At 58.5% G+C, this 15,940-nt stretch carries 13 protein-coding genes; 10 read left to right on the top strand and 3 right to left on the bottom strand.

The genetic code is table 11. The annotated features are described in order from the left end of the window. Nucleotides 1–549: 549 nt before the first annotated feature. Complete coding sequence (locus AC0L2O_RS33095; RefSeq protein WP_473372696.1) at nucleotides 550–1,662, bottom strand: branched-chain amino acid ABC transporter substrate-binding protein; 1,113 nt, start codon at nucleotides 1,660–1,662, stop codon at nucleotides 550–552. A gap of 655 nt (nucleotides 1,663–2,317) precedes the next feature. Further along, a complete protein-coding gene (locus AC0L2O_RS33090; protein WP_473372695.1) occupies nucleotides 2,318–3,037 on the bottom strand; it encodes a MerR family transcriptional regulator in 720 nt (239 codons plus the stop codon). Nucleotides 3,038–4,414: 1,377 nt separating this feature from the next. Between AC0L2O_RS33090 and AC0L2O_RS33085 the strand changes: the two genes are divergently transcribed. Further along, nucleotides 4,415–4,672 carry a hypothetical protein gene (locus tag AC0L2O_RS33085; protein WP_473372694.1) on the top strand — a complete coding sequence of 86 codons (258 nt, stop codon included), beginning with the start codon at nucleotides 4,415–4,417 and terminating at the stop codon, nucleotides 4,670–4,672. A 505-nt stretch (nucleotides 4,673–5,177) separates the two neighbouring features. Here the strand turns inward: AC0L2O_RS33085 and AC0L2O_RS33080 are convergent. Then, nucleotides 5,178–6,122, bottom strand: coding sequence for a LysR family transcriptional regulator (locus AC0L2O_RS33080; RefSeq protein ID WP_473372693.1), 945 nt, complete (start codon nucleotides 6,120–6,122; stop codon nucleotides 5,178–5,180). A 377-nt stretch (nucleotides 6,123–6,499) separates the two neighbouring features. On the opposite strand from AC0L2O_RS33080, the gene AC0L2O_RS33075 reads away from it, so the two are divergent. The 9 genes from AC0L2O_RS33075 (at nucleotide 6,500) to AC0L2O_RS33035 (ending at nucleotide 15,927) form a co-directional block, all read left to right on the top strand. Then, nucleotides 6,500–6,982 carry a response regulator transcription factor gene (locus tag AC0L2O_RS33075; RefSeq protein ID WP_473372692.1) on the top strand — a complete coding sequence of 161 codons (483 nt, stop codon included), beginning with the start codon at nucleotides 6,500–6,502 and terminating at the stop codon, nucleotides 6,980–6,982. Beyond that, complete coding sequence (locus tag AC0L2O_RS33070; protein WP_473372691.1) at nucleotides 6,979–7,611, top strand: NodA family N-acyltransferase; 633 nt, start codon at nucleotides 6,979–6,981, stop codon at nucleotides 7,609–7,611. The genes AC0L2O_RS33075 and AC0L2O_RS33070 overlap by 4 nt, the downstream gene beginning before the upstream one ends. Beyond that, a complete protein-coding gene (gene nodB, locus AC0L2O_RS33065; RefSeq protein WP_473372690.1) occupies nucleotides 7,608–8,267 on the top strand; it encodes a chitooligosaccharide deacetylase NodB in 660 nt (219 codons plus the stop codon). Before AC0L2O_RS33070 ends, nodB begins: the two co-directional genes overlap by 4 nt. 14 nt (nucleotides 8,268–8,281) lie before the next feature. Beyond that, complete coding sequence (gene nodC / locus AC0L2O_RS33060) at nucleotides 8,282–9,640, top strand: chitooligosaccharide synthase NodC (RefSeq protein ID WP_473372689.1); 1,359 nt, start codon at nucleotides 8,282–8,284, stop codon at nucleotides 9,638–9,640. A 27-nt stretch (nucleotides 9,641–9,667) separates the two neighbouring features. Further along, the gene (gene nodS, locus AC0L2O_RS33055; protein WP_473372708.1) at nucleotides 9,668–10,291 is read left to right on the top strand and encodes a nodulation methyltransferase NodS; all 624 of its coding nucleotides are present in this window, start codon (nucleotides 9,668–9,670) and stop codon (nucleotides 10,289–10,291) included. Nucleotides 10,292–10,302: 11 nt separating this feature from the next. Next, the gene (gene nodU, locus AC0L2O_RS33050) at nucleotides 10,303–12,015 is read left to right on the top strand and encodes a nodulation protein NodU (RefSeq protein ID WP_473372688.1); all 1,713 of its coding nucleotides are present in this window, start codon (nucleotides 10,303–10,305) and stop codon (nucleotides 12,013–12,015) included. Nucleotides 12,016–12,019: 4 nt separating this feature from the next. Then, nucleotides 12,020–12,934, top strand: coding sequence for a nodulation factor ABC transporter ATP-binding protein NodI (gene nodI / locus AC0L2O_RS33045; RefSeq protein WP_473372687.1), 915 nt, complete (start codon nucleotides 12,020–12,022; stop codon nucleotides 12,932–12,934). Nucleotides 12,935–12,937: 3 nt separating this feature from the next. Next, nucleotides 12,938–13,726 carry an ABC transporter permease gene (locus AC0L2O_RS33040; RefSeq protein ID WP_473372686.1) on the top strand — a complete coding sequence of 263 codons (789 nt, stop codon included), beginning with the start codon at nucleotides 12,938–12,940 and terminating at the stop codon, nucleotides 13,724–13,726. 188 nt (nucleotides 13,727–13,914) lie between these two features. Further along, entirely contained in the window at nucleotides 13,915–15,927 is a 2,013-nt protein-coding gene (locus tag AC0L2O_RS33035; protein WP_473372685.1) for a carbamoyltransferase family protein, read from the top strand. Nucleotides 15,928–15,940 lie beyond the last annotated feature (13 nt).

Genomic DNA, 15,940 nt, shown 5'->3' with positions numbered 1-15,940 from the left:
AATGTGAGTGTTGGGGGGCAGACTCAGATCTAAGGACCGTACCGGATCAGACTCCGTCTCAAGGTCCGATAGCGATCAGCACTGATCAGGCGTCGCACGGCATTTTCCGAGCGAATACCTGCTTCCAGGAGGGAATGGAACGCCACGTCCACTCGGCCGAACAGCGCAGCTAACAATCGTTTTGCACTCGCGCAATCCTCAGGCAGACGACGCGTGACTGACATCTTTCCACGAGGCACGTTCCTTCTAAAGGGGCCGTGACAGCTCGCTCCCGAGAGCGAGGCACGCATCAATTTCGGCAGCTGGAGGAAGGCACCGATATTCGTTGGCCTTACGAATGTGGAATTGATGCTCACTGCAGTGGCACCAGGCGAATGGGAACGTACTCTTGAGGCGGCCCCTCGGGCGCGCACGATAGCTGTGATAGCGCTGCTGCGAGGACGAGAAATGCTGCGACTGCGGCTATTGCGAGGCACATGAGCATCGCGTATTCGGCATGTCGGGGGTGGTTCATCATTCGAACGCTCCGTGGGGTGTTGGGGCGGGCGGTCAGTTCTGCTCGACCGCTTCCACGGTATTGTCGCGCCAGCGGTAAACGATGAAGCCAGGAGCCGCGTTGTCTCCTTTGGAGTCGAATCGAACCGTGCCAATGGCCGTTTCGATCGAGTCCGAGCGTAGGGCCGCAGCGACCCGCGTGGCATCGAAGCTGCCGGCCCGTTTGACCGAGTCTGCCCATGCTTGAACCGCGGCATAAGCGTAGAGCGTGTAACCGGCGGCAGCCAGGCTCGAACCCTTGAGCCTGGCGACAGCGGCTGCTCCTGCAGCCTTCTTCGTCGGGTCCGGCATAAAGGTGAAGAGCGTGCCGTTTGCGGCCTCGCCGGCAATGGCCAAAAAGTCGTTTGTCATCAGCGGATCGTTGGCCATCACCGTCAGGCGCGCGCCCGCTTCCGCTGCTTGACGCACGATCAGCCCGATCTCGTTGTAATAGCCGCCGATAAAGACGAGCTGGATGCCCTCTCTCTTCAGTCTTGAAACCAGAGCGGTGTAGTCTTTCTCGCCGGCAACATAGCTTTGTCGAAAAGTGTGCTCGCCGGCTGCACGAAGGCGGGATTCAACGATATCTGCGATACCTTTGCCTGCTGTACTCTTGTCGTCGAGGACTGCGAGCTTTGCGCCTCGGTGATGCCGCACGATATATTCGGCGGCAACCCTGCCTTGCTGGTCATCGCGGCCGCAAATCCGAAACACGGTGGTTAGACCACGCTCTGTCAGACGGGGATTGGTCGAGCCAGGTGAAATCTGAACAACCCCCGCTTCGGCGTATATGTCTGAAGCCGGAATCGACGAAGATGAACAGAAGTGACCAACGACGAGCTTGATCCCGTCACTTGTCAGGCGATTGGCAACAGCGACGGCCTGCTTGGGATCGCATGCGTCGTCGGCGATCCTCAATATGAGCCTTGTGTCAGGCAGCAGACCCGATGCATTTATCAAATCTACAGCTGCGGCCGCTCCATCGCGTATCTGCGCGCCGAGTGCCGCAGTGCTTCCCGTCATTGGACCCGCTATGGCAATGTAAACATCTCGTGCCCTGGCGCTCGAGCTCAGGGCGAGGGAAAGGAGCGCAGCAGCTGCAAGCCTGTGAACGCGAAAGATCGACATGTAGGACTCCAGTTGTCTCGCGCTATGACTTGGTCTGGTTCGCCATCCTGGAATGACGCGGCGACCAACAGTCCGGTGCGGTGATGTTTGAATCGAACTCAGGCCGGATACGAATAGGCTCAGGTTGTGGCAGGTTCAGCCAGCATTTTCGGGCGAGCATGGAGAATGGACGCTGCCGGACTGGTCAGGAGAATCCGTCGTCTAAGGCCTGACACCACCAATATCGAACAATTTGCCGGTGCCTGGTACACTCGCCAATCTCCCGTGCTCGACAGACGTGTGCCGACGAGGTGCTTGGACAGGGCGGACGATCACCCACCGACGTGTTCTCGCGGAGAACTCTCACCGAGAACTTCCGAAACTGATGCCGATCATTGGAGTCTCCCTCGGTTTAACCGGCGCTCTGTCTGTCGCTCCGCCGCTGCGTCGATGCTTTTAGAAGGTACAATTTGACGCTACGTACGAATCAAGTGCTTCGAAGCGAGTTCGTTGAGGTTGATTGCCAATATCCACAGAGTCGAAAGACCCAAAGAAGTACTGACAACGCAGCGTCCGAGGCGACTGCTACGGACCGACCATCCTCGGTCAGACAGGATCAACAACACCTCATTCGGTTTAGAGACATTCCAGTAGCAGGGCGCGGCAACGGGTGCGCTCAACTCTTTCCTAGCTGGTCCTCCAGCGCGGCGAGGGCGAGATCGAGGTATCGCATGAGGCTCGCATCCCAGCCGGCGAGATTGTGTGGTTCGGTCAACCGCGTCAGCACCTTAAGTATCATCGAGACAGTCGAATCAACTCCTGCAATCTCAGTCAGCAGCGAACGGGCCTGACGTGCGACTGCATTTGCCCGCTCACAGCACGGAGGCTCATCCTGATCCATGCAGCTTCGTAGCTCGTCCCGAATCTTCCGCCACCGATCTTCGCGGCTAGCGTTAGAGGCGCACGTGCAGATCGCAGAGGGGGCGCGCTCCTCAATCCGCGACATTGCATCTAACGTGGCCGGCAGCTCGTCGACACTGACTTCTGTCTCACCTTGCGTCGTCATAGTACGCAATCGATCCCGTAACAATGTCGCCCGCGCGACTTGAAGTTCAATCCGCTCCAGATGGTTGCGCAATAGGTCCGTGAGAGATGTCCGCCCCTCGATGGCCTTGCGGATCTCAGGAAGCGAGAAGCCGAGCTCACGTAGCGCACGAATCTGGGAGACGCGTTGTAGGCTTTCACGATCGTACATGCGGTGACCGCCATCGGTACGTTCCGAGACCGTCAACAACCCGGTATGTTCGTAATGATGAAGAGTGCGTACCGTTACACCGGTCGCCTCTGCAAGTTCTCCAATGCGCCATCGGCGCCGTCGTGGTGTGGCGTTTGTCATGATCCTCAATTTGCAAGCCTACAACCTGACGTCACGTGAGAATCAAGTTATTTCAATGATCTAGATGATGCGTCTCTTCTGCGGGGCACAGAAGGACCGAGCGCATGCCGTGGCTCAAGTGGCTGAGACAAGTGCAAGCATCAAGTGCGCGAGCGACGCCAATTCGTCCCTCGCTGCACGCTGCATTACAAGTCTGGCGATCGCCACGCGATTCTCGCTGGTTCGCATGCATGCCGGTAAAGACGCCATTGTTTGATCGAAAAGCCTTCCCAAGCTCGCGAGATCCTCCGGATCATAGACTCCGCTCGGCTTATCCAACAGAAACCTCCTTTGATGATTGCACTCGCGCCGCACGTGACGAAGCCGTTTGGCTGTGGTGGGGCAAAAAGGAGACGGAGCGGCGACGCGCGCGAAAGAACGTGACAGGCGCGTCCACGTGGTGCCATTGTGCAACACGGCGTCTGCTTTCCGTTGCCCAATAGTGCGCTACCCAAAAGGTGCAATGTCTCCTGTTGAGTATCGCAGATCAGCCCCACCACCGCGTGGTGGCGCGGGGGCGGGCTCGGCGCCTAACAGCTTTTTCGACCCTCGGCTAGTCCTGTTGTGTTGGCACGGTGCGACGCTGCCCAGGTTTTGCGTGCCGGAAGATGATGGCTGCTCTTCCACGGCGCAGGTCGATCGCCGCAAACGCCGGGAGAAGGAGGCACCGCAATAACTTGCATTTTTAGGCGTGCGCCGGACCAGTGTGGCGGAGCGCACTACATCCTGGGCAGATGCCGTAGCGGCTTTGCCTTCACAATCACTTGGCGAGCCCTTGGCCGCCTCCCTATACGGGGCCGCAATGGCAAGACAGCGTTGATGCTATAGTGTGGTCGAGGAGTTTGATGCACGTCTTAAGATAATGCTCAATTCAAATCTACTCCCAAATCTGGGGACACTGTCTGGCGGAGTCGCCGCAAGTATCCCATCGAACATAAGGCTCAACGGCGATCCGTCGCGGTATTGGCTTGCTCGTGTGACCGCTGACTCGCTCAATTCCATCCTCAAACAGTATCGCTTTTGGCGTGCAAGCTGGACATAGATGCTTCGGGAGACCTAGGCAAATGGTCTTACCGCACTAAAGCAGCGCTTCGGGGTCAGCCGTGCGAGGCAGCAGCTTGAGTGCACGGGGTTGACGTCGCGCGAGTCATGCCGCGAGCTTTCGAAAAACACGATTGTCGCGACATGCGAAGGAAGAGCCGTGCACCCATAACCCAATGAGGCTGGGGTCAACATGTCGGCCGAAACGATCGAAAGCTGAAGGAGCAAGCAGGCTTGCCAATGGGAGCGGCGATCGCTTACGCGGTCCCACGTTGGCACCGGTGGCGTCCTCTCAACATGACCACTCCTCACCGGAACACGCGCGCAGCCGGAAAATGCCGCGAGCTGATCTCGGCCATCCTGCTGCGTGCAAGCTTGCAGCTGCGCTCAATCAGCGGCTTCGCGCACAAGAAGAGTAAGGTAAGCGCCGTCGAGATTAAGTTCTTCCAGCTTTGGCGACCTTGCGCAAACACGCGCAGTTTTTTCGCCCTCTCGGGTTTACGCGAGCTGGCGGTTGCCGGCGTGATAGTGGGGGGGCGGTTGCGTTCGGCTTAATTTGTTGATTCGGCACGAACGAGCGGGAAACCGTCCCTGCCGGTCACCAGCCATGTAGGCTCCTGGCGACTGGCGCGCTTCGGGACTAAGTCAATGGCCGTTGACGACAATGCGATGTACCAGTTCGGCGAACGGCGATGCCAATCCGCAACTTCGCTCTCGCTTGTTGGCCTTGAACCTGACGCAGCGTTCGATTCAAGGGAGTGTGGTGCTGAGGCGAATATTGTTCACCGGTGAGCCGCATCATTTTACGTGCTCTGAAGCTGGCGCATGCACTCTCTGATGCAGTCCCCTCCGAATCAGCGAGAAGTCCTCAGCCGGCAAGCGAGCTGCACGATGCGCAGGATCGTCCCGGCGGCGCGAGATCAACAGCGCCTGCGGCCCGACCAAACTGCGCTTAAGCGCGCTAATTCCCACTATGGCCCAAGGTCAAAAGAAGACCGGGGCTTCGAGCCTGGCGTGGGTCCGGTTAACCGAGGGCAGGTCGCAACCGGCCCGAACAATCCTAGGACGGGCCGTGACATTGACTGGTTTCGGACCGAGAGAACATCGTGGATGCCTGCTGGAAGAATATGTTGCGCATCCAAATGCTTGCGGGATCAGTATTATGAATGGCCGGCCATTGGACGGCCTCGGTGAATGTGAGAAGTCGCAGCGGAGGTTCGACAACCCGCAGCGGCATCGTCTGTGCGAAATGGCTGACCAATCTTGAGGGCATGCTCGCTATACGGTTGGTGCCCAATAACATGGGCGGAATCATACCAAAACCCTGCACCGCGACCTCGGTGCGGATTTTGAAACCATGCTCGAGCAAGAGCCATTCGTGGAAGGAGGGCCTCAGCGAGCGGCCGAACTGGGCTTCCACGTGCCCGATCGACATGTATTTCTCGAACGTGAGTCGCGATGCGAGCTGCTTGTTCATGGGGCAGCCCACGCAAACGAAAGTGTCTTCGAACAGAGCCGCCTTCGGATGCGCGCTCGACATAAACATCTGCGGATACATGAGAAAATCGACTTCACCGCGCCGGAGGAGCTCATCGGGTTCTTCTGCGGGCGGCAGCAACTCGAAACTGATCGTTGGAGCTTCCCGCGCGACGCGGTCCACGACCCCTCGAAGAAACACGACGGTCATGAAGTCGGACAGTATGATCCTGAATCGTCGATTCGATTGCGACGGGTCGAAGCCGTCAGAAGAAATAATGGAGAGCTGAATGTGAGCGAGAGCCTCGCGAACCGGGGCGGCGAGCGCTTCAGCCCGCGGGGTTGGGACAAGCTTCCGCCCCTTCATGGTGAATAGCTCATCGCGAAAGTAAGTGCGAAGCCGCGCGACGGCGGCACTCATGGCAGGTTGACTGAGATTGATGCTTCTTGCCGCCGAAGTGAGATTGCCTTGCGTTACAAGGGCGTCGAACGCGACGAGAAGATTTAGATCGAGGCCCTTGAAACGCATAATTCCGAGCGATCCACGCTGTGAATGTGTTCTATCGATACAATGGATTTTACCATTTGTACCGAATGAGGATAGCAAACGATAGTTTAGCGAGATCTCAGATCCATCAGAATGGTTACAAATCGTTGCGCGTCTCAGCCCGGCACTAGGGATCGATCAAGACGTCTCGACTGTGCGGTCGCAGTTTTGCGCGTGTTGCGCAAGCCATATTACGATGAGCCAGCACGATCGGAGACCGCAAAGTTGGGGCGTATACGACGAGCAAACGATCGTATGGCTTCGCCAACCCATTCTATATCTGCCGTGTACCGCCGTAGAATTGAGGAACGCTCAACCTGGCCGTAGATTTCCGTCCGGTCGCAGCCCTCGAGTTGCGGGTGTCAAATGTGTTTTTGCCGCATCCGATTGGATTGCGTCCTTACTACGGTGAAATCGTGCGGAACATGCAAGCGAAGGCGTCCTTGGCGAATCTGATGCGAGTTGCGCACACGCTCGACGTCATCTGCATCGTGAGCGCAGATGAATCGGTGCGCGAAGCTCTCACAGATGTGGTGTTTTGCGCCGGTTACGTGCCCGAACCATTCGAGAGCGCAGAGGGGTTCTTGAAATCAGGCCGCCGTTCGATCACGTCGTGCTTGATCGCGGATATGAAGTCGAGCGCGATGAGTGGCCTTGATCTTTTCGATCATCTGGTTGCATCCGGAGGCGCGATTCCCACCGTTCTGCTCGCAGATCACTCCGAAGACGATGTGGGGCCAAGCCTGCAAGCTGGACTCCAGTTCCTGAGCAAGCCTTTCGAAGGTAGCGAGCTGCTGGCCTGCGTCAGCAGCCAGATAACGAACAGGAGTGACGCCCTATGAACATGATCGCGCCCGAATCCACACGAGCTGTTTCGGCGCGCCCTCCAGTGCGTTGGAGGCTGTGCTGGGAGAATGACCTTCAACTTGCTGACCATATTGAATTATCCGAGTTTTTCCGGAAGACCTATGGTCCGACCGGGGAATTCAATGCAAAGCCCTTTGAAGGTCATCGAAGCTGGGCCGGCGCAAGGCCTGAGATTCGAGCAATCGGCTACGATGATCGTGGCGTTGCGATTCACATCGCGGCACTACGCCGCTTCATAAAAGTTGGCGAGAGCGATCTGCTCGTGGCTGAACTCGGGTTGTACGGGGTGCGCCCGGATCTCGAGGGGCTTGGAATCACCCACTCCATCCGAGTGATGTATCCCGTATTGCGAGATCTTGGCGTGCCGTTCGGTTTTGGCACGGTCCGCGCTGCCCTGCAGAAACATATAACCAGGCTGCTCGGGCGACAGGGATTGGCGACCATTCTGCCAGGGCTCCGCGTCCGGTCCGCTTGTCCGGACATTTACCTCACTGTGCCTCCGACGCGCGTGGAGGACGTGGTCGGCCTCGTTCTGCCGATTGCGAGGCCCATGAGCCAATGGCCGGCGGGTGACACGATCGAACGGAACGGGCCAGAACTATGAGGTCCACAAACGACGCGACTGAAGCGCGGAGCGACTACGCCGATGCTGGCGGAGAGCCCTGCGTCTATCTGAGCTTTGATGATGGTCCCAACCCGCTTTGCACGCCGGCTATCCTGGATGTGCTGGCGCAGCATCGGACGTCCGCCACCTTCTGCGTGATCGGTGCCTACGCGGCGGGCCAGCCGCAGCTGATCCAGCGCATCATTGCAGAAGGACACGAGGTCGCAAACCACACAATGACGCACCCGGACTTAGCCAAATGCACAGCGGATGAGGTGGAATACGAGATCCTCACGACGAATAAGGTCATCGGAATGGCCTGCCCCGGAGCCTCTGTGCGGCATATGCGTGCGCCGTACGGGATCTGGAGCAAGGAGGTCTTCGCCGCGTCGGCGAAGGCCGAACTGGCAGCTCTGCACTGGTCAGTCGATCCGCAAGATTGGGCTCGTCCCGGCGTCGAGCCGATTGTTGCCGCAGTGTTGGCCTCGGTCAGGCCAGGCGCAATCGTGCTCCTGCACGACGGCTGCCCTCCCGACGAGTTGGGACGCTGCCCTCATGCTGGTCAGCGCGACCAGACCGTGACGGCGCTCGCCCAGCTCATTCCAGCACTGCATGACCGTGGCTTCGCAATCCGGTCGCTTCCTCAACCTCACTGAATAGATCAATTCCCATGAGCCTTCTTGCCACCATCAGCACCGCTGCTGTTGCCTCCTACGCGTTACTCTCCAGCGTTCATAAGAGCGCGCAGGCGCTCTATGCGCGGCGAACCGACACCTCACTGCCGCCGTACGGCCCGGTCGACACCGGTGCTCTGCCCAGCGTGGATGTCATCGTGCCCTGCTTCAACGAGGACCCGCGCACGCTGGCAGCCTGCCTGAAGTCGATCGCAAGCCAGGACTACCCAGGGCGATTGCAGGTCTATGTGGTCGATGACGGCTCTGCGAATGTCGGTACAGTGGCCTCGGTCCATGCGAGCTACGCATATGACCCGAGGTTCAGTATCATTCTGCTGCCAAGCAACGTTGGAAAGCGCAAGGCGCAGATCGCCGCGATACGCCGCTCATTCGGCGATCTCGTGCTCAATGTCGATTCCGACACGGAAATCGCCCCCGACGTGGTCAGCAAGCTCGTTTGCAAGATGCAGGATCCAGCCGTCGGCGCGGCCATGGGCCAATTGACGGCCAGCAACCGGAACGACAGCTGGCTGACCCGATTGATCGACATGGAGTACTGGTTGGCTTGCAACGAGGAGCGCGCGGCGCAGACGCGCTTTGGCGCCGTCATGTGCTGCTGCGGGCCATGTGCAATGTACCGGCGTTCCGCGCTCATGTTGCTGCTCGACCAATACGAGACACAGTTCTTCCGAGGAAAGCCGAGCGACTTCGGTGAGGACCGTCATCTGACGATCCTCATGCTCAAGGCAGGGTTTCGAACCGAGTACGTTCCGGACGCAATCGCCGCAACGGTGGTCCCGGATAGGCTCTTGCCCTATCTGCGCCAACAGCTCCGTTGGGCGCGAAGCACCTACCGCGACACGCTGCTCGGTTTGCACCTGCTGCCCGGCCTCGATCGGTACCTCACACTCGATGTGCTCGGACAGAACCTCGGGCCGTTGCTGCTCGCCATCTCATCGATCGCCGCGCTCGCACAGCTCGCGCTCACGGACAGCGTGCCGTGGTGGACCGGTCTGACTATCGTCGCGATGACCATGACTCGCTGTAGCGTAGCGGCGGTTCGTGCTCGCGAGCTTCGATTTCTCGGCTTCTCGCTGCATACCCCGATCAACATTTTTCTCCTGCTCCCGATGAAAGTCTATGCGCTCTGTACTTTGAGCAACAGCGATTGGCTCTCGCGCACAATAGCGAAATCATCAGACGGTGATGAATCGATTGCCTCGATCGAAGACGCGACAACAGGACCAAGCCTCAACCTCGCATCGGAAACGCCTGGCTCAATTCGCAGGGCAGGTCTTTCACGCGCTCCTTCGCAGCTGATCGCGTCGGACGGCATTGCGGCCGAAACTGACTAAGCAGCTTCTAGGGGATCAGTGGTGAGCATGGACAATATATACCAGTCGTTGGAACGGGAGTTGGCTAATGATGACCCGTGGCGGCTTGACGACAATCCGTTCGAACGTGAGCGTCACACCCAATTGCTGCGGCTGTCGCTGTCGAACAGCGCCGTGTCAAACGGCCTCGAAATAGGGTGCGCGGCCGGTGCGTTTACAGAGAAGCTTGCTCCTCACTGCCAACGGCTCACGGTCATCGATGTTATGCCGCGAGCGATCGGTCGAGCGGTCCAGCGGACCAAGAGGTGGTCGCATATCAGCTGGGCGGCGACCGACATTCTGCAGTTCGCGACCGCGGAGCTGTTCGATCTGATCGTCGTCGCCGAAGTTCTCTATTATCTTGAAGACATGACGCAAATGCGTACTGCAATCGACAACATGGTCAAAATGCTTGCTCCGGGTGGGCATCTGGTCTTCGGATCTGCACGTGATACGGCCTGCAAGCGATGGGGGCATGTCGCTGGTGCCGAGACGGTCATCACGATTTTGAGTGAAGCGCTCATTGAGGTCGAACGCGTGCAGTGCCAGGGGCAGTCGGCTGACGAAGACTGCCTGTTGGTCCGCTTTCGCAATCCGGAGCGATCTTCGATCCGACCCAACGGCCGAGCCTGAAAGGAGCCACTATGCGAATCTGCGGTATCAAGTTGACGCATGACGGGGCAGTCGCTCTGATCGAGGACGGCCGATTGGTGTTCTGCGTCGAGCAGGAGAAGCTGAACAATAATCCGCGTTATCAAACTATCGGCAACCTGGATTCCGTTGTTAGCGCTTTGGCGGAGCACGGGCTCGATCCGAGCGATGTTGATAAGTTCGTTATTGATGGCTGGGATGGAGAGGTCGAATCGCAGTTTGAAGTCCTTAGTGGGACGACCACCGTCAAGCTCAAGGGCGCGCCGTATGTCGAACGCCAAGGCGATAGCCCCCTCGCGTCGCGCGATCGCATGGGCCTTATGCTTGACGGAAAACTATATCCCTATCAAAGCTATCCCCATGTCACCGGGCACGTAGCATCCGCATACTGCACCAGCTCGTTTGCCGAATCCGCACAGCCTGCTTTCTGCTTGGTGTGGGACGGCTGCATGTTTCCACGCCTCTACTATGTCGAGCCGCACGGCATCCGGTTCATCGAGTGCCTGTTTCCGATGATAGGCCACGCTTATGCGACGGCAGGACATCACTTTGGACCTTACAGGCGGGCAGACCGGACCAGCTGGGATCTAGGTATCGCCGGCAAGCTGATGGCCTATATCGCTCTGGGAGCTCCCGACGAGGAGATCATTAACACGTTTCAGGAGCTTTATCAGACGCACTTTGCCACGGATGCTGATGGCGCTTGTCACAAGGTTGCACAGATCAACAGCTCAAAATCGCCACTTGAAGCTCTGCACGACTTCTTCGATGCGTGCGCGCTGCGATTGAAGGCCAAGCAGGCCGAAGACATCCTTGCGTCATTTCACGTGTTTCTAGAGCGGCTGCTGGTTCGCACAATTGCTGATGTTGTGCAGCGGCATTCGGACCTTGCGGGGGTGCGTAACCTCTGCATAGCCGGCGGCTGCGGCCTGAATATCAAGTGGAATAGTGCATTTCGTGCGACCGGCCTGTTCGATGACGTGTGGGTGCCGCCCTTTCCGAACGACAGCGGCTCAGCCATCGGTGCTGCTTGCTCTGGCCTGGTGGCACAGCAAGGCTTTAGAGCTCTGGAATGGTCGGTCTATAGTGGACCGGCCGTTCGTCCCAGCGAAGTCCCGTCCGGATGGGAGGGCGCGCCCTGCACGATGGGCGAACTTGCGGCAATCCTCGCGGGTGACAAGCCCGTGATCTTCCTTGCCGGGCGTGCCGAGCTCGGACCACGGGCCTTGGGTGGCAGAAGCATTCTCGCGGCTGCAAGCTGGGAGGGAATGAAAGATCAACTCAACGACATCAAGCTTCGTGAGCATTTCAGGCCAGTAGCGCCGATATGCCTGGAGGATCGTGCGGCGGAGATTTTTAGCCCCGGAGTACCGGATCCGTACATGCTCTTCGATCACCAGACGCGACCCGAATGGCGGGACAAAATTCCCGCCGTCGTGCATCTCGATGGATCTGCTCGCCTACAGACGGTTTCCAGATCATCTCAGCATAAAGTGGTCGAGCTTCTCATCGAGTACGAGAAGCTCACAGCCATCCCGTTGCTTTGCAATACCAGCGCTAATCTGCATGGAAGCGGCTTTTTCCCGGATGCTGCCGCCGCATGCCAGTGGGGACGCGTCGATCACGTATGGTGTGACGGCCTTCTTTGGACAAAGAAGCACGCGACCCAGGACGCGGTGCGAACAACGTCCGTCGCGATGGCGTAAGCAAATGTCAGCCCCGGCAGTCGACCTTTTCGAGGTGAGCAAGTCCTACAGGGACCGGATCGTCGTGGACGCTCTTTCGTTTACGGTCGCGCCGGGAGAATGCTTCGGTCTGCTGGGACCAAACGGCGCGGGTAAAAGCACGCTTGCGCGTTTGATCCTGGGTGTTGCGTCGCCCGACGCAGGTAAGATCTGCGTGCTTGGCGAGCCGGTGCCGGCACGTGCGCCCTTGGCGCGCCGGGGCATCGGGGTTGTCCCCCAGTTCGACAACCTTGATCTTCAGCTCACGGTGCGCGAAAACTTGCTCGTTTTCGGTCGCTACTTCGCCATGAGCGCGACCGAGGTCAAAGCGGTCACACCGTCGCTGCTCGAATTCGCCCGCCTGGAGAACAAGGCGGACGCCCGCGTCGCGGAACTGTCCGGCGGCATGAAGCGGCGGTTGACGCTGGCACGTGCCCTCATTAACGACCCGCAGCTCTTGGTGCTTGACGAGCCGACGACTGGCCTCGATCCGCACGGCCGTCATCTCATCTGGGAACGCTTGCGCTGGCTATTAGCGCGCGGCAAAACGATTCTTCTCACCACCCATTTCATGGAAGAGGCGGAGCGATTGTGCGACCGCCTGTGCGTGCTTGAGCACGGCCGCAAAATCGCGGAAGGGCAGCCTCATGCTCTCATCGAGCAGCAGATCGGGTGTCAAGTGATCGAGATTTACGGTGGTAATCCGCATGAGTTGCTGCCGCTGGTCAGAACCCAAGTGCGGCACGCTGAGGTGAGCGGGGAGACGCTGTTTTGCTATGTCACGGATCCCGAGCAGGTGCGTCGCCGGCTTGCCTGCCGTACGGATCTCCGCCTTCTGCAGCGTCCTCCAAATCTGGAGGATGTCTTCTTGCGGTTAACCGGGCGAGAGATGAAGGACTGAACGATGTGGCAACGTTTTGCGCCCGCGCTCCCTGCTAATCCATGGAATTGGATCGCGGTTTGGCGCCGCAACTTTCTGGTCTGGCGGAAAGTCGCTCTGGCATCGATTCTTGGAAATCTGGCCGAGCCGATGAGCTCTCTCTTCGGTCTTGGTTTTGGCCTCGGAATGATCGTAGGTGGCGTTGAGGGGACTTCATACATTGCGTTTCTGGCGGCTGGCATGGTTGCCACAAGCGCGATGGTCTCCTCAACTTTCGAAACGATCTATGGGGCTTACGCTCGCATGCAGACAGGTTGCACGTGGGAGGCAGTGCTCTGTACGCCCCTTACGCTCGGCGACATTGTTCTGGGTGAAATGGCATGGGCAGCGAGCAAGGCCTTGCTCGCCGGGACGGCGATCACAATCGTTGCCGTCGCACTCGGCTATGCAGAGTGGTCGTCCATTCCCTATGCGTTACCAGCCATCGCCCTCACTGGCGTTGCTTTCGCGAGCCTCGCAATGGTCGTTTCAGCGCTTGCACCGAGCCATGACTATTTCATCTTCTACCAATCACTTATCCTCACGCCCATGATGTATTTGAGCGGGGCGATCTTCCCAATCGGCCAGTTGCCTGGTTCATTTCAACGCATCGCGGCCTTGTTGCCCCTGACACATTCGGTCGATCTCATTCGTCCAGCAATGCTCGGTCGGCCGGTCGACAGCGTCGGTTTGCATGTGGGCGCACTTTGCATCTACGCAGCGATTCCCTTCATCGTCTCGGCCGCGCTGCTTCGGCAGCGACTGATGCGGTGACAGGAACAAGACCTAAAGCGCCGCGAGATCAGACATCGGACGCAACTCACGTTCGATTCGCGGCTGACACGTATGTGAGCCTCGTTTCGTTGGCGATGCCTGATCGGCCCGTGCCGACGTGCGGCCTACTTGCGAAGCAAACGATACGAAATAGGCCAACAGGCCTCTCAGAGTGAACGGAGAACAAGATGCTGTGTCTAGGATTGAGTGGCGGGCTCGATAAGGTCTATGAAAACCCGCTGCAACTACCGAACACGTTTCTGCACGACGGCGCCGCAGTGCTCGTCAAGGACGGTCGCGTGATCGCCGCCGTTGAAGAGGAGCGCCTCAACCGCATCAAACATTCGAACAAGCTCCCGAGCAGTGCGATCGAATACTGTCTAGCAGCCGCGGGCGTGGAGCTTCGCGACGTCGATCGTATTGCGTTCTACGCGACTGAAGCCTACTGCAATTCGATGCTCGAACGATTGTTCATCTCACAACCTGAGATCTCAATTCCGCTAGATGCGAATCTACTGTTGCGGCACCTTCTCGCGGCAGAGTTCGGTACCCAAGTTGACCCTTCGCGGGTGTCATTCGTAGGCCATCATCAGGCCCATGCCGTAAGCGCTTTGGCAATGTCGGGTTTTGAAGAAAGCCTGGTTCTCGCGATCGACGGCTGTGGCGACTTCCTCTCGGGTCTCTTGGCGGTGGGGTCGGGCACCGAAATGACCGAGCTCATGACGTTTCCAGAGACCAACTCTCTCGGACTGTTCTATCTGGAAACGATCCGATACCTCGGCTACGGCCTGTTCGACGAATACAAGGTTATGGGATTGGCTCCTTACGGAGATCCCGCACGCTATCGCGAGCTTTTTTCCCAATTCTATGAGCTCTCCCCAAACGGTAACTACCGCGTTCACCTCGACCGTGTCGGCCCGGCATTGCTGCGCAATATCGAGGTCCGGCGGAGGGGAATGCCGTTTACGCAACAGCATCGAGATGTGAGCGCATCGTTGCAGGAGGCGCTGGAGCGGATCGTGTTTCACATTCTTCGGCATTATCGTGAGCAGACCGGAATGAAACGGTTGTGCCTGGCTGGCGGTGTGGCCCACAACTGCACGCTAAACGGAAAACTGCTGTACTCAGGCCTGTTCGAAGACATTTTCGTGCAGCCGGCTTCGCATGATGCCGGATGCGCATTGGGCGCGGCACTGATGGTATCGAACGAGGCCGGGCAGGCTCCGCCCCGCGAGCGACTACAGGCGGTTTATTGGGGGCCGGATGTCGGCAGCGACGACAGCATTGAACAGGAACTGAAGGGATGGGCCGGACACCTCGAGATTGAACGGACAGCTGACGTCGCAGCCAGAGCAGCCGAGTGGATCGCTAATGGCGCTGTGATCGGGTGGGTACAGGGCCGGTCCGAGTTCGGCCCTCGTGCGCTCGGCAACCGCAGTATTCTTGCGGACCCGAGGCCCGCGGCAAACAAGGACCGGATCAATGCGATGGTCAAGAAGCGCGAGAGTTATCGACCGTTTGCGCCATCGGTTCTCGAGGAGGATGCGGGTGCGTTCTTTGAGTTGCCGGATGGTCGTGCAGAATATCCGTTCATGAACTTCGTCGTTCGCGTGCGCGAATCCATGCGTGCGTTGCTGGGCGCGATCACGCATATCGATGGTACGGCTCGGCTGCAAACGGTGTCCCGCACGAGCAATGCCGCCTATTGGGAACTTATCAATGCGTTCAAAGGTCGGACAGGCGTCCCGATTCTGCTTAATACGTCTTTCAACAACAATGCCGAACCGATCGTAGATTCCGTTGCCGATGCGATTACGGCGTTTTTGTCGACCGAGCTGGATGGCCTTGTGGTCGGGTCATTCCTCATCAAAAAGCGGGCAACAACGCTCGAAAACTGGACTGCGCTCGCTGTATCACTGCCGGCCCATGTGTCTCTTTACCGGGTTCGCGCTCATACCGGCCGAGACCGGCAGGAGACAGTCTGCGAGATCCGCATGGGTCACTCCAGCCATGACAGTGTACGCGTCTCGCACGACCTGTTCGACATGCTGATGCAAATCGAGGAGGAAGCGGTTCTTGCCGATCTTCTCGCCAGGGTCACCTCTGACAGGACGAGGCGCGAAGCTCTCGTGAACGAACTGCGCGGGCTGTGGGATCAGCGTCGTATTCGGCTGCATCCGTCACAGACTGCGCGCTCGTGAAAGGTTCGCAATG

The sequence above is a fragment of the Bradyrhizobium sp. Kon10 genome (assembly GCF_055807395.1).
The sequence above is the reverse complement of the archived record's forward strand: the minus strand, read 5'-3'. Positions and strand labels throughout refer to the sequence as shown.